This is a genomic window from Nocardia vaccinii NBRC 15922, assembly GCF_001613305.1.
GTDB classification, from domain to species: domain Bacteria; phylum Actinomycetota; class Actinomycetes; order Mycobacteriales; family Mycobacteriaceae; genus Nocardia; species Nocardia vaccinii.
This window is the reverse complement of sequence record NZ_BDCC01000044.1, coordinates 30,728-43,735: the sequence shown is the minus strand read 5'-3', so window position 1 is coordinate 43,735 and position 13,008 is coordinate 30,728. Positions and strand designations below refer to the sequence as shown.

General features: G+C 68.1%; 11 protein-coding genes. 6 read left to right on the top strand and 5 right to left on the bottom strand.

Features of this window, described 5'->3' with window-relative positions:
• Positions 1-23: 23 nt before the first annotated feature.
• Positions 24-770, bottom strand: a complete 747-nt coding sequence (locus tag NV1_RS26460; protein ID WP_067896920.1) for a FadR/GntR family transcriptional regulator — start codon at positions 768-770, stop codon at positions 24-26.
• Positions 771-973: 203 nt separating this feature from the next.
• Between NV1_RS26460 and NV1_RS26455 the strand changes: the two genes are divergently transcribed.
• Positions 974-2,359 (top strand): MmgE/PrpD family protein, encoded by a 1,386-nt coding sequence (locus NV1_RS26455; RefSeq protein WP_067896918.1) that lies wholly within the window; start codon positions 974-976, stop codon positions 2,357-2,359.
• A gap of 153 nt (positions 2,360-2,512) precedes the next feature.
• On the opposite strand, the gene NV1_RS26450 is transcribed toward NV1_RS26455, so the two are convergent.
• Genes NV1_RS26450 through NV1_RS26435 form a run of 4 tightly spaced genes read right to left on the bottom strand, consistent with a single transcriptional unit; the run spans position 2,513 to position 6,269 of the window.
• The gene (locus tag NV1_RS26450; RefSeq protein WP_067896916.1) at positions 2,513-3,337 is read right to left on the bottom strand and encodes an HpcH/HpaI aldolase/citrate lyase family protein; all 825 of its coding nucleotides are present in this window, start codon (positions 3,335-3,337) and stop codon (positions 2,513-2,515) included.
• Complete coding sequence (locus NV1_RS26445; protein ID WP_067896914.1) at positions 3,334-4,500, bottom strand: acyl-CoA dehydrogenase family protein; 1,167 nt, start codon at positions 4,498-4,500, stop codon at positions 3,334-3,336. The genes NV1_RS26450 and NV1_RS26445 overlap by 4 nt, the downstream gene beginning before the upstream one ends.
• A 3-nt stretch (positions 4,501-4,503) precedes the next feature.
• Positions 4,504-5,733 carry a CaiB/BaiF CoA transferase family protein gene (locus tag NV1_RS26440; protein ID WP_067896912.1) on the bottom strand — a complete coding sequence of 410 codons (1,230 nt, stop codon included), beginning with the start codon at positions 5,731-5,733 and terminating at the stop codon, positions 4,504-4,506.
• The gene (locus tag NV1_RS26435; RefSeq protein ID WP_067896911.1) at positions 5,730-6,269 is read right to left on the bottom strand and encodes a MaoC family dehydratase; all 540 of its coding nucleotides are present in this window, start codon (positions 6,267-6,269) and stop codon (positions 5,730-5,732) included. The genes NV1_RS26440 and NV1_RS26435 overlap by 4 nt, the downstream gene beginning before the upstream one ends.
• Before the next feature lie 220 nt (positions 6,270-6,489).
• Between NV1_RS26435 and NV1_RS26430 the strand changes: the two genes are divergently transcribed.
• From NV1_RS26430 to NV1_RS26410, 5 genes are all read left to right on the top strand, one after another.
• A complete protein-coding gene (locus tag NV1_RS26430; RefSeq protein WP_067896909.1) occupies positions 6,490-7,866 on the top strand; it encodes an MFS transporter in 1,377 nt (458 codons plus the stop codon).
• 100 nt (positions 7,867-7,966) lie between these two features.
• Positions 7,967-9,025, top strand: coding sequence for a zinc-binding dehydrogenase (locus NV1_RS26425; protein WP_218027213.1), 1,059 nt, complete (start codon positions 7,967-7,969; stop codon positions 9,023-9,025).
• 353 nt (positions 9,026-9,378) lie between these two features.
• Complete coding sequence (locus tag NV1_RS26420) at positions 9,379-10,752, top strand: glutamine synthetase family protein (protein WP_067896904.1); 1,374 nt, start codon at positions 9,379-9,381, stop codon at positions 10,750-10,752.
• A gap of 19 nt (positions 10,753-10,771) precedes the next feature.
• Entirely contained in the window at positions 10,772-12,133 is a 1,362-nt protein-coding gene (locus NV1_RS26415; RefSeq protein WP_067896902.1) for an aldehyde dehydrogenase family protein, read from the top strand.
• A 67-nt stretch (positions 12,134-12,200) separates the two neighbouring features.
• Positions 12,201-12,965, top strand: a complete 765-nt coding sequence (locus NV1_RS26410; RefSeq protein ID WP_067896899.1) for a 3-oxoacyl-ACP reductase — start codon at positions 12,201-12,203, stop codon at positions 12,963-12,965.
• Positions 12,966-13,008: the final 43 nt, after the last annotated feature.

The window sequence follows — 13,008 nt, the reverse complement described above, 5'->3', positions numbered from 1 at the left end:
GGGGCGCGGAGGTATCTGGCGGGTCACTCCTGAGCGGGCTCGCCCATCTGTTCGTAGATCCCGCGGAGTTCGAGGAGGTGTTCGCGGGTGAGACGTTCGGCCTCGGCGCCGTCGCCGCGCGCTACGGCCTCGTAGATGCCGACGTGATCGTGGTCGACCGCGTCCCAGGCGGCGCGTTCGATCCGGTCGCGATGCAGGTGGCCGCGCAGGACCTCGTTGATCGGTTGAGACATCAGCTCGAGCAGCGGATTGCCGGTCGCGGCGACGAGGCCCTCGTGGAAGTCCCAGTGCACGACGAAACCTCGGGCGGGGGCCATCTGGTGGGTGCTCGCCGTGAGGTGTTTCAACTCGGCGAGTGTTTCGGCGTCGGCGCGCTCAGCGGCCAACCGGGCGGCGAACGGTTCGAGGATCAGCCGGGCCTCCAGCAGGTGCGCGACGGTCAGATTGCGGCTGTTGACCAGCAGACCCAGTGAGCCACTGAGGTTTTCGGCGATGGATGCGACATCGGGGGAGGATACGAAGCTACCGCCGGTGACGCCCCTGGTGGTGCTGATCAGGTTCTGACTCGCCAGCAGGCGCAGCGCCTCGCGGATCGTGCTGCGGCTGGCGCCGAACATCCGCGACAGCTCCGACTCGCTGGGCAGCCGGGTTCCGGGCCCGAGTTCCCCGCCGACGATCCGGTCCTTGAGTTGATCGGCGACCTGCCGGTAGGCGGCCTGCACACGCTGTACGCGCAGCCCCTGCTCCGCGCCCGCACCTTGTGCCGACATCCCACGCCTTCCGCTCATCCGACGATCTACTGTTCGCTGAGCGCAGCCTACCTGCTCGGGAGGGCTGCACACCAACCTGTGCGCAGTAAGTCTGATGTTTAATCATCGTGCCCTCAGCTCGGGGTAGTTCTGGCCGTTGGCCCTTGCCATCTAAATGTCTGATGTTTACATTGCATGGTGCAGCGACACATCAGGAGGAAATAGTGACCGAGCAGCCGAGCGCCCCGCTTGCCGCGCGTGTGGCCGAATTCGCCGCGCGCACCACGCGTAAGGACATCCCTGACGAGGTGCTCGAGCGGGCACGCCACCTGATCCTGGACTCCGTCGGGCTCGCATTCGCCGCGACGACGTACCCGTTCAGCGCCATCGCGCGCGATGCGCTGAGTACCTTCGGGACGGGTGAATGCCCGGTGCTCGGATCGAAGGAATTGCTCTCGCCCCGCGACGCGGCCATGCTCAATGGCGTTCTCGTCCACGGACTCGACTTCGATGACACGCACATCCCCGCCGTCACGCACGTCTCGGCCGCCGCGCTGCCCGCCGCGCTGTCGGCGGCGATCGCGGCCGATGCCGACGGAATGGACCTGCTGACCGCGTACATCCTCGGAGTGGAGGTCTCCGCGCGGGTGGGTATCGCCGCGCACGGTGCATTCCACGACATCGGCTTTCACCCCACCGGCGTGGTCGGCGCGTTCGGCAGCGCCGTTGCCGCGGGCAAGCTGATGGGCCTTGATGCCGCCGGTCTGGCGACCGCGCAGGGGATCGTCGGATCGATGGCGTCGGGCCTGCTGGAATTCCTCCAGGACGGCGCCTGGACCAAGCGCCTGCACCCCGGCTGGGCCGCCATGTCCGGACTGACCGCGGCCACCTTCGCCAAGGCGGGCTGGACCGGACCCGGGGCGATCTACGAGGGCCGGTTCGGGCTGTTCAACACCCACCTGGCCGACCGTGATCGAGACCCCGGCGCGGTCGCCGCGGACCTGGGCGAAACATGGGAACTGATGCGTACGGCGGTCAAGCCCTACCCGGTGTGCCATTTCATCCACGCCTTCGCCGACAGTGCGCAGATCCTGCTGCGGGACAACAATTTTGGAGCCGATGATATTGTGTCGGTGCGATGCGCGATCCACGCCACGCCCCGCCGGGTGGTGTGTGAACCGGAACCGAACAAGTGGGCTCCGAGCAGTGAGTACGACGCGAAATTCAGTCTCCCGTACGTCGTCGCCACGGTCCTGGCCCGCGGGCGGTTCACCCTGGCCGAACTGGACGACGCCGCCCTGGCCGATCCGGCGGTGCTTGCCCTCGCGCGCAAGGTGGAGATCGTTGACGATCCCGAAAGCGCCTTCCCCGCAGCATATTCCGGTGCCGTGGAGATCCGGCTGACCGACGGCCGCACGATCGCCCACCGCGAGCAGGTCAACCGCGGCCACGACGAGCGACCGCTCGGCAACGCGGAGATCGTCGAAAAGTTCTCCGCGAGTATGGCTCTGGCGACCGACGCCGCCACCGCGGACCGGGTGCGCGGCGCGGTACTCGGCCTGGGGTCGGGTGCATCGGCCCGGGAGTTCGCCGAAGCCTGCCGCGGGTGACCGATTCGGCCGCACGCGCCGGCCGGCTCACGGTCGTCCGAGGGGCGCGTGCGGCCGGTCGTGCGTGCGGGCGAGTGTCCGCACGCGCGACCGCGGTGCCGCAGACGGCGAGATATGTCCGTCCGGTCGGCGATGCCGATGGTGTCGCCGTGCCTATTCGGCGAGCGCCAGCGTGCGACGTGCACGCCGCACCACCGCGAGGTCGACCATTCTGCCGTCGATCACCAGAACCCCCGCGCCTTCGCGTTCGGCCTGCTCGGCCCGCTCGACGATCTCGCGGGCTCGGTCGATCTCTTTCGTCGTCGGGGTGAGCAGTTCGCGCACGGCCACGGCCTGCGCGGGGTGAACGCACATCCGGCCGAAGAATCCCCAGCGCTGTAGTGCGGCCGTGTCCGCGCGGAAACCGGCCTCGTCGTCGAGTACGGCCGATACGGGTGCCGGCGCCGGTGCGATACCGGCCGCCGAGACCGCCGCGACCACCCGGGATCGCGCCCATGCCAGTGGTGCGGCGTCGATGTCCGGTGCGGCTGTGCCCAGCTCGACCGACAGGTCGTACTCGCCGATAGCCAGCGTGTATACCGTCGCGCCGGAAGCTATTTCCGGAGCCTGCCAGAGCCCGGCCGCGGTCTCCAGTAGTGGTAGCAACGGCCGGTCGGTCCGCTCGGCCACCGACCTCACCCCGGACAGCTCGGCCTTCGGCAGCACGAATCCCGCGAGCGGCGTGCCGCCGCCGGTCAATGCGTCGAGATCGCCTGGGAGATAACGGGGATGGCTGTTGACCCGGACCCACACCGATGTCGCGGTGGCCGGATTTTCCCGCAGCCAGCGCACCAGCCCGTCGCGTGCGTCCGGCTTACCGGCCGGGGCTACGGCATCCTCGAGATCCGCGATCACCGCATCGGCGCGAGCCACCGCCCCGGCGAGCCGGTCCAGCCGGTCCGCCGGGCAGAACAACCAGCTCCGTGGCGGCGTGGTCACCAGCCCACCTTGCCCTTGCCCGCGTTGAGCGAGCGGGCGATCACGGTGCGCATGATGTCGCTGGTGCCCTCGCCGATCGTCATCAGGATCGAGTCCCGATACAGCCGCTCGACCTCGAACTCGGTCGAGAAGCCGTATCCGCCGTGGATGCGCATCGCGTTCTGGGCCGCCTGCAGCGCGACTTCGGAGGCGAACAGTTTGGCCATCCCGGTCTGCAGATCCGAGCGCTCACCCCGGTCCGCATCCGTTGCGGCCCAATAGGTCAGCAGCCTGGCCGCCTGCAACTGGGTCGCCATATCGGCCAGCTTGATCTGGATCGCCTGGAAATCGGCGATCGGCTGCCCGAACGCGCGCCGGCCGTTGGCGTACGCCAGCGACTCGTCGTAGGCGCGCTGGGCGATGCCCAGGCTGCGTCCGGCGATGTTCAGCCGTCCGATCTCCAGCGCGGACAGGACCTGCTGCATTCCGCGGCCCTCCGTGCCGCCCAACAGGTTTCGCGAGGGCACCCGGACGTCGGTGAACACCACCTCGCAGGATTCGGTGCCCTTGTAACCCAGCTTCGGGATGTCGCGCGTCACCTCGAATCCCGGGGTGCCGGCGTCGACCAGCAGGACACTCATGCCCTTGTGTGCCGGGGCGGCGCTCGGGTCGGTCTTGACCAGTACGGGCAGCGGATCGGCGTAGCGCGCGTTGGTGATCCACATCTTGCTGCCGTTGACGATGTAGTCGTCGCCGTCGCGGGTGGCGACCGTGCGGATGCCCTGCAGGTCGGTGCCCGCGTCCGGTTCGGTCAGTGCGATGCCGGTGCGTCGCGCGCCGGTCGCCAGTTCGGGCAGGTACCTGGTCTTCTGCTCCTCGGTGCCGTGCCGCGAGAGCATCCAGCACGCCAGCGAATGACTGCCCAGGATTCCGGCCACGCCCATCCACCCGCGTGCGATCTCCTCGAACATCAGCGTGAACGAGACGAAATCCGCACCCGCGCCGCCGAATTCCTCCGGAATGGTCAGGCCGAACAAGCCCATCTGCTTCATCTGCTCGACGATCTCGGCCGGATAGCGGCCCGACTGTTCCCAGTCGCGTGCCACCGGGACGATCTCGGAGTCCACCAGCTTGCGCAGGGCCGAGCGGAACTCCTGTTGATCGGCGTTCAATCGGAAGTCCATGCGTCACTGTCCTTTCGGTGTGGAAGATGCGGTAGTGCCGAACGCGCCCCGATCGGCGAGTTCGCGGTAGCGGTCCGGGGACATGCCGGCGATGTCGCAGAGCACCGCGCGGTTGTCCTCGCCCATGCGCGGCGCCCGGCGATGGTCGTCCCGGAACCGGCCCGCCCGCACCGGTGAAACCACCTGGCGCACCTCGCCGAACCGCGGATGCGTGGTGGCGGTGATCATTCCGCGTGCGGTGGTGTGCTCGTCACGTAGTGCCTCGGCCACCGTGTTGACCGGCGCGCAAGGCACTCCGCGCTGCTCGAGCAGCGCCAGCCACTGCGCCGTAGTACGTTGGGCCAGTTCGGATTCCGTATGCTCGATGCATTCGGCCGCATTGGCATAGCGCAGTGCGGGCGTGGCGAACCGGTCCTGCGCCGCCCAAGCCGGGCTGCCCATCGCCTCGACCAATCGCTCCCAGAACTTCTGTTTGGCGCAGCCGATGACGATCCACGAGTCGGCGGTGCGGAAGTTCTGGAACGGCACCAGGCTCGGGTGCGCCGAGTGGTGCGTGCGCGCGGGCTCGAAGCCCGCGTTCAGATGCCAGGTCGCCAGGTAGGTCAGCATATTCAGAGCGGTATCGAAAAGACTTACGTCGCAGTCCATTCCGATGCCGTCGCGGCGCGCGGCGTGTACTCCGGACAGCAGCGAGATGGCCGCGACCAGCCCGCCGGAGTAGTCGACCATGGACAGCCCGGACTTGGCGGGTGGCCCGTCCGGCTCGCCGGTCACCGACATCCAGCCGCACAGACCCTGCAGCATGTAGTCGTAACCGGGCTGGCTGCTGCGCGGGCCGGTCATCCCGTAGCCGGTCAGCGAGCAGCACACGATCCGCGGATTGAGCTGCTTCAGGTCGTCGTAGGTGATCCGCATCTTGGCGGGCACGTCGCCGCGCAGGTTCGAATAGACCGCGTCGCTGACCTTCACCAGTTCCTCGAAGGCTTCCCGGCCCGCCGGATCGGTCAGATCCAGGGTTACCGACCGCTTGTTGCGATTGAACGTCTCGAAGAACAGCGAATCACCGTCCTGAGCGTAGGGCGGGACGCCGCGCCCGACATCGCCGCCGCTTCTCGGATCCTCGATCTTGATCACCTCGGCGCCCAGGTCGGCCAGGTGCACCGAGCCGAACGGACCGGCGCCGTACTGCTCGACCGCGATGATGCGTACGTCGGCCAGTGGCAGCCGGGTCATTTCGCGGCTCCCGGTTCCGGGAGGGACAGCGGACCGTTCTTCGCCTCCGGGAAGGAGTCGATATCGGCAGCCGCGCTGCGCCGGTACAGCATGATCGTGCGGTCGAACGAGAGGCATTCGTCGCCGTCGGCGTTGAGCGCCCGGCTGTGCACCTCGACCAGCCCGGCGTACGGCTTGGAGGCCGATTCCCGCTTGCCGGTACACAGCGACTCCGCGTACAGGGTGTCGCCGACGAATACCGGGTGGGTGAGCTGCACGTCGGTCAGCGCCAGGTTCGCCACCGCGCGCTGGCTGACGTCGGTGACGCTCATGCCGATCAGCATGGCGATCGTCAGGCCCGAGTTGACCAGCACTTTCCCGAACGGGGTCTGTGCGGCGTAGTGCTGGTCGAAGTGGGCCGGGTGGGTGTTCATGGTCAGCAATGTGAACCAGGTGTTGTCGGCCTCGTTGATCGTGCGCCCGAGCGGGTGCCGGTATACGTCGCCGACCTCGAAGTCCTCGTAGAAACGTCCCTGCCATCCGGTGTGCACCGTCACGGCGCAGCCTCCTTCGTCCGTGATCGGCCGGTCTCGCGGATTCCCGCGGAATCGCCGACTGTCGTACCAGTACTTGGTCTGAATACATCAGATGTATTAACGAACCATCGATGCGACGGGATACTAGCAGCCTAATCCGGTCGCAACGCAAGGGGTTGACAACCGCTTTCAGGTTAATGTCTGATGTTTTCGTTGTAAGCTACGTCACTTTGGAGTGCCCATGGATGCCACGCCCGTCAGACCGCTGTCCCACGCGGTCGACGCCCGACTGGACCGGATTTCGGTCATCACCCGCTCACACCGGACATGGGTGGCGCTGCTGGGGATCTTCTTCACCTTCGACCTGGTCGACCTGAACACCTTCGCCTACGTCGCACCCGCCCTGCGCAGCGAATGGGGACTGTCGATCACCACGGTCGGGGTCGTGACCTCGGCTTCGTTCCTCGGGATGTTCGTCGGCGGGCTACTGGGGGGTCGCCTCGCCGACCGGTACGGACGCCGTCCGACGATCCTGGTCGCCGCGACGTTCTATTCGGTCTGCTCGCTGCTCTCGGCATTGTCGGTCGACGCGGTGATGCTCGCGGTCACTCGGGTGCTCACCGGATTCGGGCTGCAGGCCATGACCGGAGTGCTGCTGGTGTACGTCACCGAGATGTTCCCGAGGGACAAACGCGGGCGCTATCAGTCGCTGACCCTCGCGCTGGGTCTGCTCGGGGTGCCGATCGCGGCCGCCGTCGCGCGACTGCTCGTGCCGATCGGCCCGGGAGCCTGGCGATGGGTGTTCGTGATCGGCGCGGGCGGCATCGTCGGGGTGATCCTGTCGGCGCGGCTGCTGCCGGAATCGATCCGGTGGCAGGTCGCCCAGGGACGTGACACGGCTGCCGAACCGGTGCTGGCGAAGCTGGAGGCGCAGGCCCGCGCGATCGTGGGGCATGAACTGCCACAAGCGGATTCGTCGGCCGAGACCGCCGATTCCGGTCACATCCGGGACCTGCTGACCCCGCCCTACCTCAAACGCCTGATCATCGCCTCCATCGTGATGGTCTGCCTGATCCTGGGTTACTACGGATTCAGTTCCTGGATCCCGACGTTGCTGGTCGCGGACGGGTACACCCGCACACAGAGCCTGAACTACTCGCTCGTGCTCTCGATCGCGGCGGTGCCGGGCGCGTTGTCGGCGTGGCCGCTGGTGGACCGGTGGGAGCGCAAGACGCTGATCCTGTGCCTCAGCCTGGTCGTCACCGTGCTGCTGCTCGCCTTCGGGATCTCCTCCGGCGCGGTGGCTGTCATGGTGATCGGCTTTCTGATCATCATGCTGATGCAGGCGCTCGTCGCGGTGCTGTACACCTACCTGCCGGAGGTATTCCCGACCCGGCTACGCGGACTGGGCTCCGGATTCGCCAACAGTGTCGGCCGGCTGTCCGGGGTGGCCGGTGCGTTCATCGTGGCGGGAATCTACTCGAGCCTCGGATACACCGCGGTATTCCTCTATCTTGCCGTGGTCATGGTCCTGCTCGGCACCGTGCTGGCCGCCTTCGGCGAACGCACGACCCGTCGCCGCCTGGAGGATGTCGCCGCCGCGGCGGAATCGGCGTAGCGGGCGCGCCGCTCATGCTGGTACTCCCGATTCCACGATCACGCGGTTCTGGATACCGCTCCGGACCAGCGGTGGACTGGGGGACATGAAGGCATGGCAGATGACAGCACTCGACAGCGGCCTGCATCTCGCGGACGTCCCCGAACCGCGGTTGCGCGGCGGCGGGGCCACCCTCGATGTGCTCGCCGCGATGATTCCCGCGTACACCGGGAACCTCGTGGCCGGACAGCGCGGCGGCTTCCCGACCCCGATCGTACTGGGGCCCTGTGGAATCGCGCGGGTCACCGAGACCGCCGACGACGTGTTCGCGGTGCAGCCGGGCGATATCGTCGCCGCCAACGCGATGTTCCGCTCGAATCGCACCGATGACGCACAGGAGGTGCTGCTGGGCTGGACCGGAATCGGCGGCGACGGCCGGCCGACGCCGACCACGGACCGCATGCGCGAGGTCTGGCGGAACGGACTGTTCGCCGAGCGCGCGTTGCAGCCCGAACGCACCCTGGTCGCACTGCCTGGTGCGGACGCCTATCCCGCACCCGAACGACTCGCCTTCCTGCAGTGGTTGTGCATTGCCGGTGAGGGAGTCGATCGTGCCGGTGTTCGCCCCGGGCACACGGTCGGGGTGGTCGGCGCGACCGGACAGCTCGGCACGGCGGCGGTCCTGATGGCCCTCGCACGCGGTGCGGCCGCGGTGGTCGCGGTCGGCCGCAATCGCACGACGCTCGCCGCTCTCGCGGCCGTGGATTCGCGCGTGCTGACAGTACCGCTGTCCGGCGACCGCACGGCCGACGCTCGGGCGATCCGCGCGGCGGCCGGGCCGCTGGACGCGGTCCTGGACACGCTCGGCATGGTGCCCGGTCCGGAACCGACGATGGCCGGGTACGACGCGATCCGGATCGACGGGACGTGGGTGCTGATCGGCGGAGTGCGCCACGAACTGCCCATTCCGTATCACGACCTCATGCACCGCCGGCTGACCGTGCGCGGCTCGTGGATGTGCCAGGACACGACGGTGCGTGAGGTGTGGTCGATGATCCGGCACGGCGTGCTGGACCTGTCGGTACTGGACGTCACCGTGGTCGGACTGGCCGATCCCGCGGCGGCCCTGTCCGCCGCGGCCGGTGCGCACGGCCCGAGCGTCGTCGTCCTGGTGCCCTGATCAATCCGCGCCGAATACCCCGCGGCCGGGTGTGATCGGCGTGAGTTCCGGCGCGGCACATCGAGCGGCCGGCGGTTCGGCGGCACGGTCTCCGGCGTGTCCTCGTCCTCTGCAGCACAACGGATTCCGGGCCGAGGTCCGTGTATCGGGGGTGTCGACCGGGCCACCGGTCCGGTCGGTCGATGTGCGCGTGCGGAGGTCTTCTGATCGCGCCAGGTGCTTGTGCGTCGCCGCCTCGTCCGCAAGCGCGGTGGCCGCCGTCGATGCGGGTCTGCGGCGTGATCGCGTGTTCGCCGGGTCCGTGCGCCCCGGGTCCTCTAGCGTTGGGCGGGTCGAGCTGAGAGGGGTTCGGGATGCGCACGGGGCTGTTGAGTGTGGACGAGTTGGTCGAGTTGGCCGAGGAGGGGACGTTGGACACCGTGTTGATCGCGGTGACCGACATGCAGGGGCGGTTGCAGGGGAAGCGTTGTTCGGCACGGTATTTCGTGGACGAGGTGCTCGCCCACGGTGCCGAGGCGTGCAACTACCTGCTGGCGGTGGATGTCGAGATGACGCCGGTGCAGGGATATGCGATGTCCTCCTGGGACACCGGATACGGCGATTTCGCCTTGCGACCGGATATGAGTACCGCCCGGCTGGTCCCGTGGTGGCCGGGCACCGCGCTGGTGCTGTGCGATATCGTCCAGGTGGACGCGACGGGCACGCCCGGTGACGTACCGGTGGCGGTATCGCCGCGGCAGGTGCTGTGCAGGCAGCTGGATCGGCTGGCGGAGCACGGATTACGCGCCTACGTCGGCACCGAACTCGAATTCCTGGTCTTCGACGACAGTTACGAGGCGGCCTGGCGCTCGGGCTATCGCGATCTCACCGCGGCCAATCAGTACAACATCGACTACTCCCTGCTCGGCACCGCCCGGATCGAACCGCTGCTGCGCCGGATTCGCGGCGAGATGTCCGGCGCGGGACTGTATGTCGAGTCGGCCAAGGGCGAATGCCGCCCCGGCCAGCACGAGATCGCCTTCCGCTACGACGAGGCGCTGACCACCTGCGACAACCACAGCATCTACAAGACCGGTGCGAAGGAGATCGCCGCCCAGGAGGGCCGCAGCATCTCGTTCATGGCGAAATTCGATGAGCACGAAGGAAATTCGTGCCACATTCACCTGAGCCTGCGGGACGAGCAGGATCGTCCGGTGTTCGCGAGCGAAGACGGCGAACCCTCGGCGCTGATGCGGCACTTCGTGGCCGGGCAGCTGGACTGTCTGCGTGAGTTCAGCTATCTGTACGCACCGAATATCAACTCCTACAAGCGATTCGTTTCGGGAAGTTTCGCGCCGACCGCGGTCGCGTGGGGCCGGGACAACCGCACCTGCGCGGTACGCGTGGTCGGCAACGGCCCGTCCTTGCGGATGGAGAACCGGGTGCCCGGCGGGGATGTGAATCCGTATCTGGCCGTGGCCGGCCTGATCGCGGCGGGCCTGTACGGCATCGAACGCAGCCTCCCGCTCGAGCCCGAATTCCACGGCAACGCCTACCGGTCGCAGCGTCCGCGCGTGCCCGGTACGCTGCGCGAGGCCGCGCGACTGTTCGGCGAGAGCACGGTCGCGCGGGCCGCGTTCGGCGAGGACGTGGTGCGGCACTATCGGAATGCGGCGCAGGTCGAACTGGACGCCTTCGACGCCGCGGTCACCGATTGGGAACGCGTCCGCGGCTTCGAACGGCTCTGAGGCGAAAGGAGTGTCAGCGGTGACAACGGTGCAGGTGATCAACCCCGCCACCGAACGGCCCGTGGCCACAGTGGAATCGATGGATCTGGCGCAGGTCGACGCCGCGATCGCGCGCTCGGCCGAGGCGGCGTCGTCCTGGCGCGAGGTCGCGCCGGGCGATCGGGCCCGGTTGCTGCGTCGGTTCGCCGCGGCCGTCGACGCGGACCTGGAGCATCTGGCTCGCCTCGAGGTCGCCAATGCCGGGCACACCATCGGTAATGCGCGCTGGGAGGCCGGGAACGTCCGCGATGTGCTCGACTACTGCGCGGGTATGCCGGAACGCCTGCTGGGCAACCAGATTCCCGTGCCCGGCGGGGTGGACGTCACCTTCTGCGAACCACTGGGCGTGGTCGGGGTGATCGTGCCGTGGAATTTCCCGATGCCGATCGCGGGCTGGGGTTTCGCGCCCGCGCTGGCCGCGGGTAACACCGTGGTCCTCAAACCGGCCGAGCTGACCCCGCTGACCGCGATCCGGCTCGGGGAACTCGCGCTCGAGGCGGGGCTGCCGCGGGATGTCTTCCAGGTCCTGCCCGGGAAGGGCTCGGTGGTGGGCCGGCGGTTCGTGACCCATCCGGCCGTGCGCAAGGTGGTGTTCACCGGATCCACCGAGGTCGGCCGCGAAATCATGGCCGGATGCGCCCGTCAGGTCAAACGCGTCACGCTGGAACTGGGCGGCAAGAGCGCCAATATCGTGTTCGCCGACGCGGATCTGGCGTCGGCCGCGGCCACCGCACCGGCCGGAGTGTTCGACAACGCCGGGCAGGACTGCTGTGCCAGGTCGCGAATCCTGGTGCAGCGCAATATTTTCGACAAGTTTCTCGAGCTGCTGGAGCCGGCCGTCCGGGCGGTGCGGGTCGGTGATCCCGCCGATGAATCGACCGAGATGGGCCCGCTGATCTCGGCCGAACATCGCGAGCGGGTCGCCGGATTCGTCGACTCCTCGACCACGGTCGCGTACACCGGCACGAATCCGGCCGGTCCCGGATTCTGGTATCCGCCAACGGTTGTGCTGCCGGGCAGCGCATCCGATCCGGTCGCCACCGAGGAGATCTTCGGCCCGATCGTTGCGGTGCTGCCATTCGAGGACGAGGCCGAGGCGATCACGCTGGCCAATGCCACCGAGTACGGGCTGTCCGGTTCGATCTGGACCCGCGACGTCGGCCGGGCGCTGCGCGTCTCGCGCGCGGTGGAGGCCGGGAATTTGTCGGTGAATTCGCATGCCTCCGTGCGCTATTGGACGCCATTCGGCGGATTCAAACAGTCCGGCCTCGGGCGTGAACTCGGTCCGGACGCGGCGCGTGCGTTCACCGAGACCAAGAACGTCTTCATCGCCACCGAATAACCCCTCGAGGCAGCCTTCTCATCTCCCCGCTCCGGAACGTCCGGAGCTCGTTCGCAGAGGAGTCACCGTGCAGCGCTTGGAGAATCGCGTCGCCGTCGTCACCGGCGGCGGCAGCGGTATCGGCCTGGCCACCGTCCGCCGCTTCGCGCAGGAGGGCGCGCGGGTGGTGGTCGCCGATATCGACGAGGCCGCGGGCGAGTCCGCCGCCGCGGAGGTCGACGGACGTTTCGTGCGTACCGATGTCACCGACGAGACGCAGGTGCGGGCGCTCTTCCGGACGGCGGTGGAGGTCTACGGCGGGCTCGATATCGCGTTCAACAACGCGGGAATCTCACCGCCGGAGGATGATTCGATCCTCACCACCGGCCTGGACGCCTGGCAGCGGGTGCAGCAGGTCAACCTGACCTCGGTCTACCTGTGCAGCAAGTACGCCATCGAGCAGATGCTCGTGCGCGGCCGGGGATCGGTGATCAACACCGCCTCCTTCGTCGCGGTCATGGGCGCGGCCACCTCGCAGATCTCCTACACCGCGTCCAAAGGCGGCGTACTGGCGATGAGCCGCGAACTCGGAGTGCAGTTCGCACGTCAGGGAATTCGGGTGAACGCGCTGTGTCCCGGGCCGGTCGACACTCCGTTGCTGCGGGAGTTGTTCGCCAAGGACCCCGAACGCGCGGCGCGGCGTCTGGTGCACGTTCCACTCGGCCGTTTCGCCGAGCCGGAGGAGATCGCGGCCGCGGTCGCCTTCCTCGCCAGCGACGACTCCTCCTTCATCACCGCATCGCAATTCCTGGTCGACGGGGGAATCGCGGGCGCGTACGTGACGCCGCTGTGAGGCCCGTTGGCCGCGGCTGCCGAAGTCACGATGCTCAGCCCGA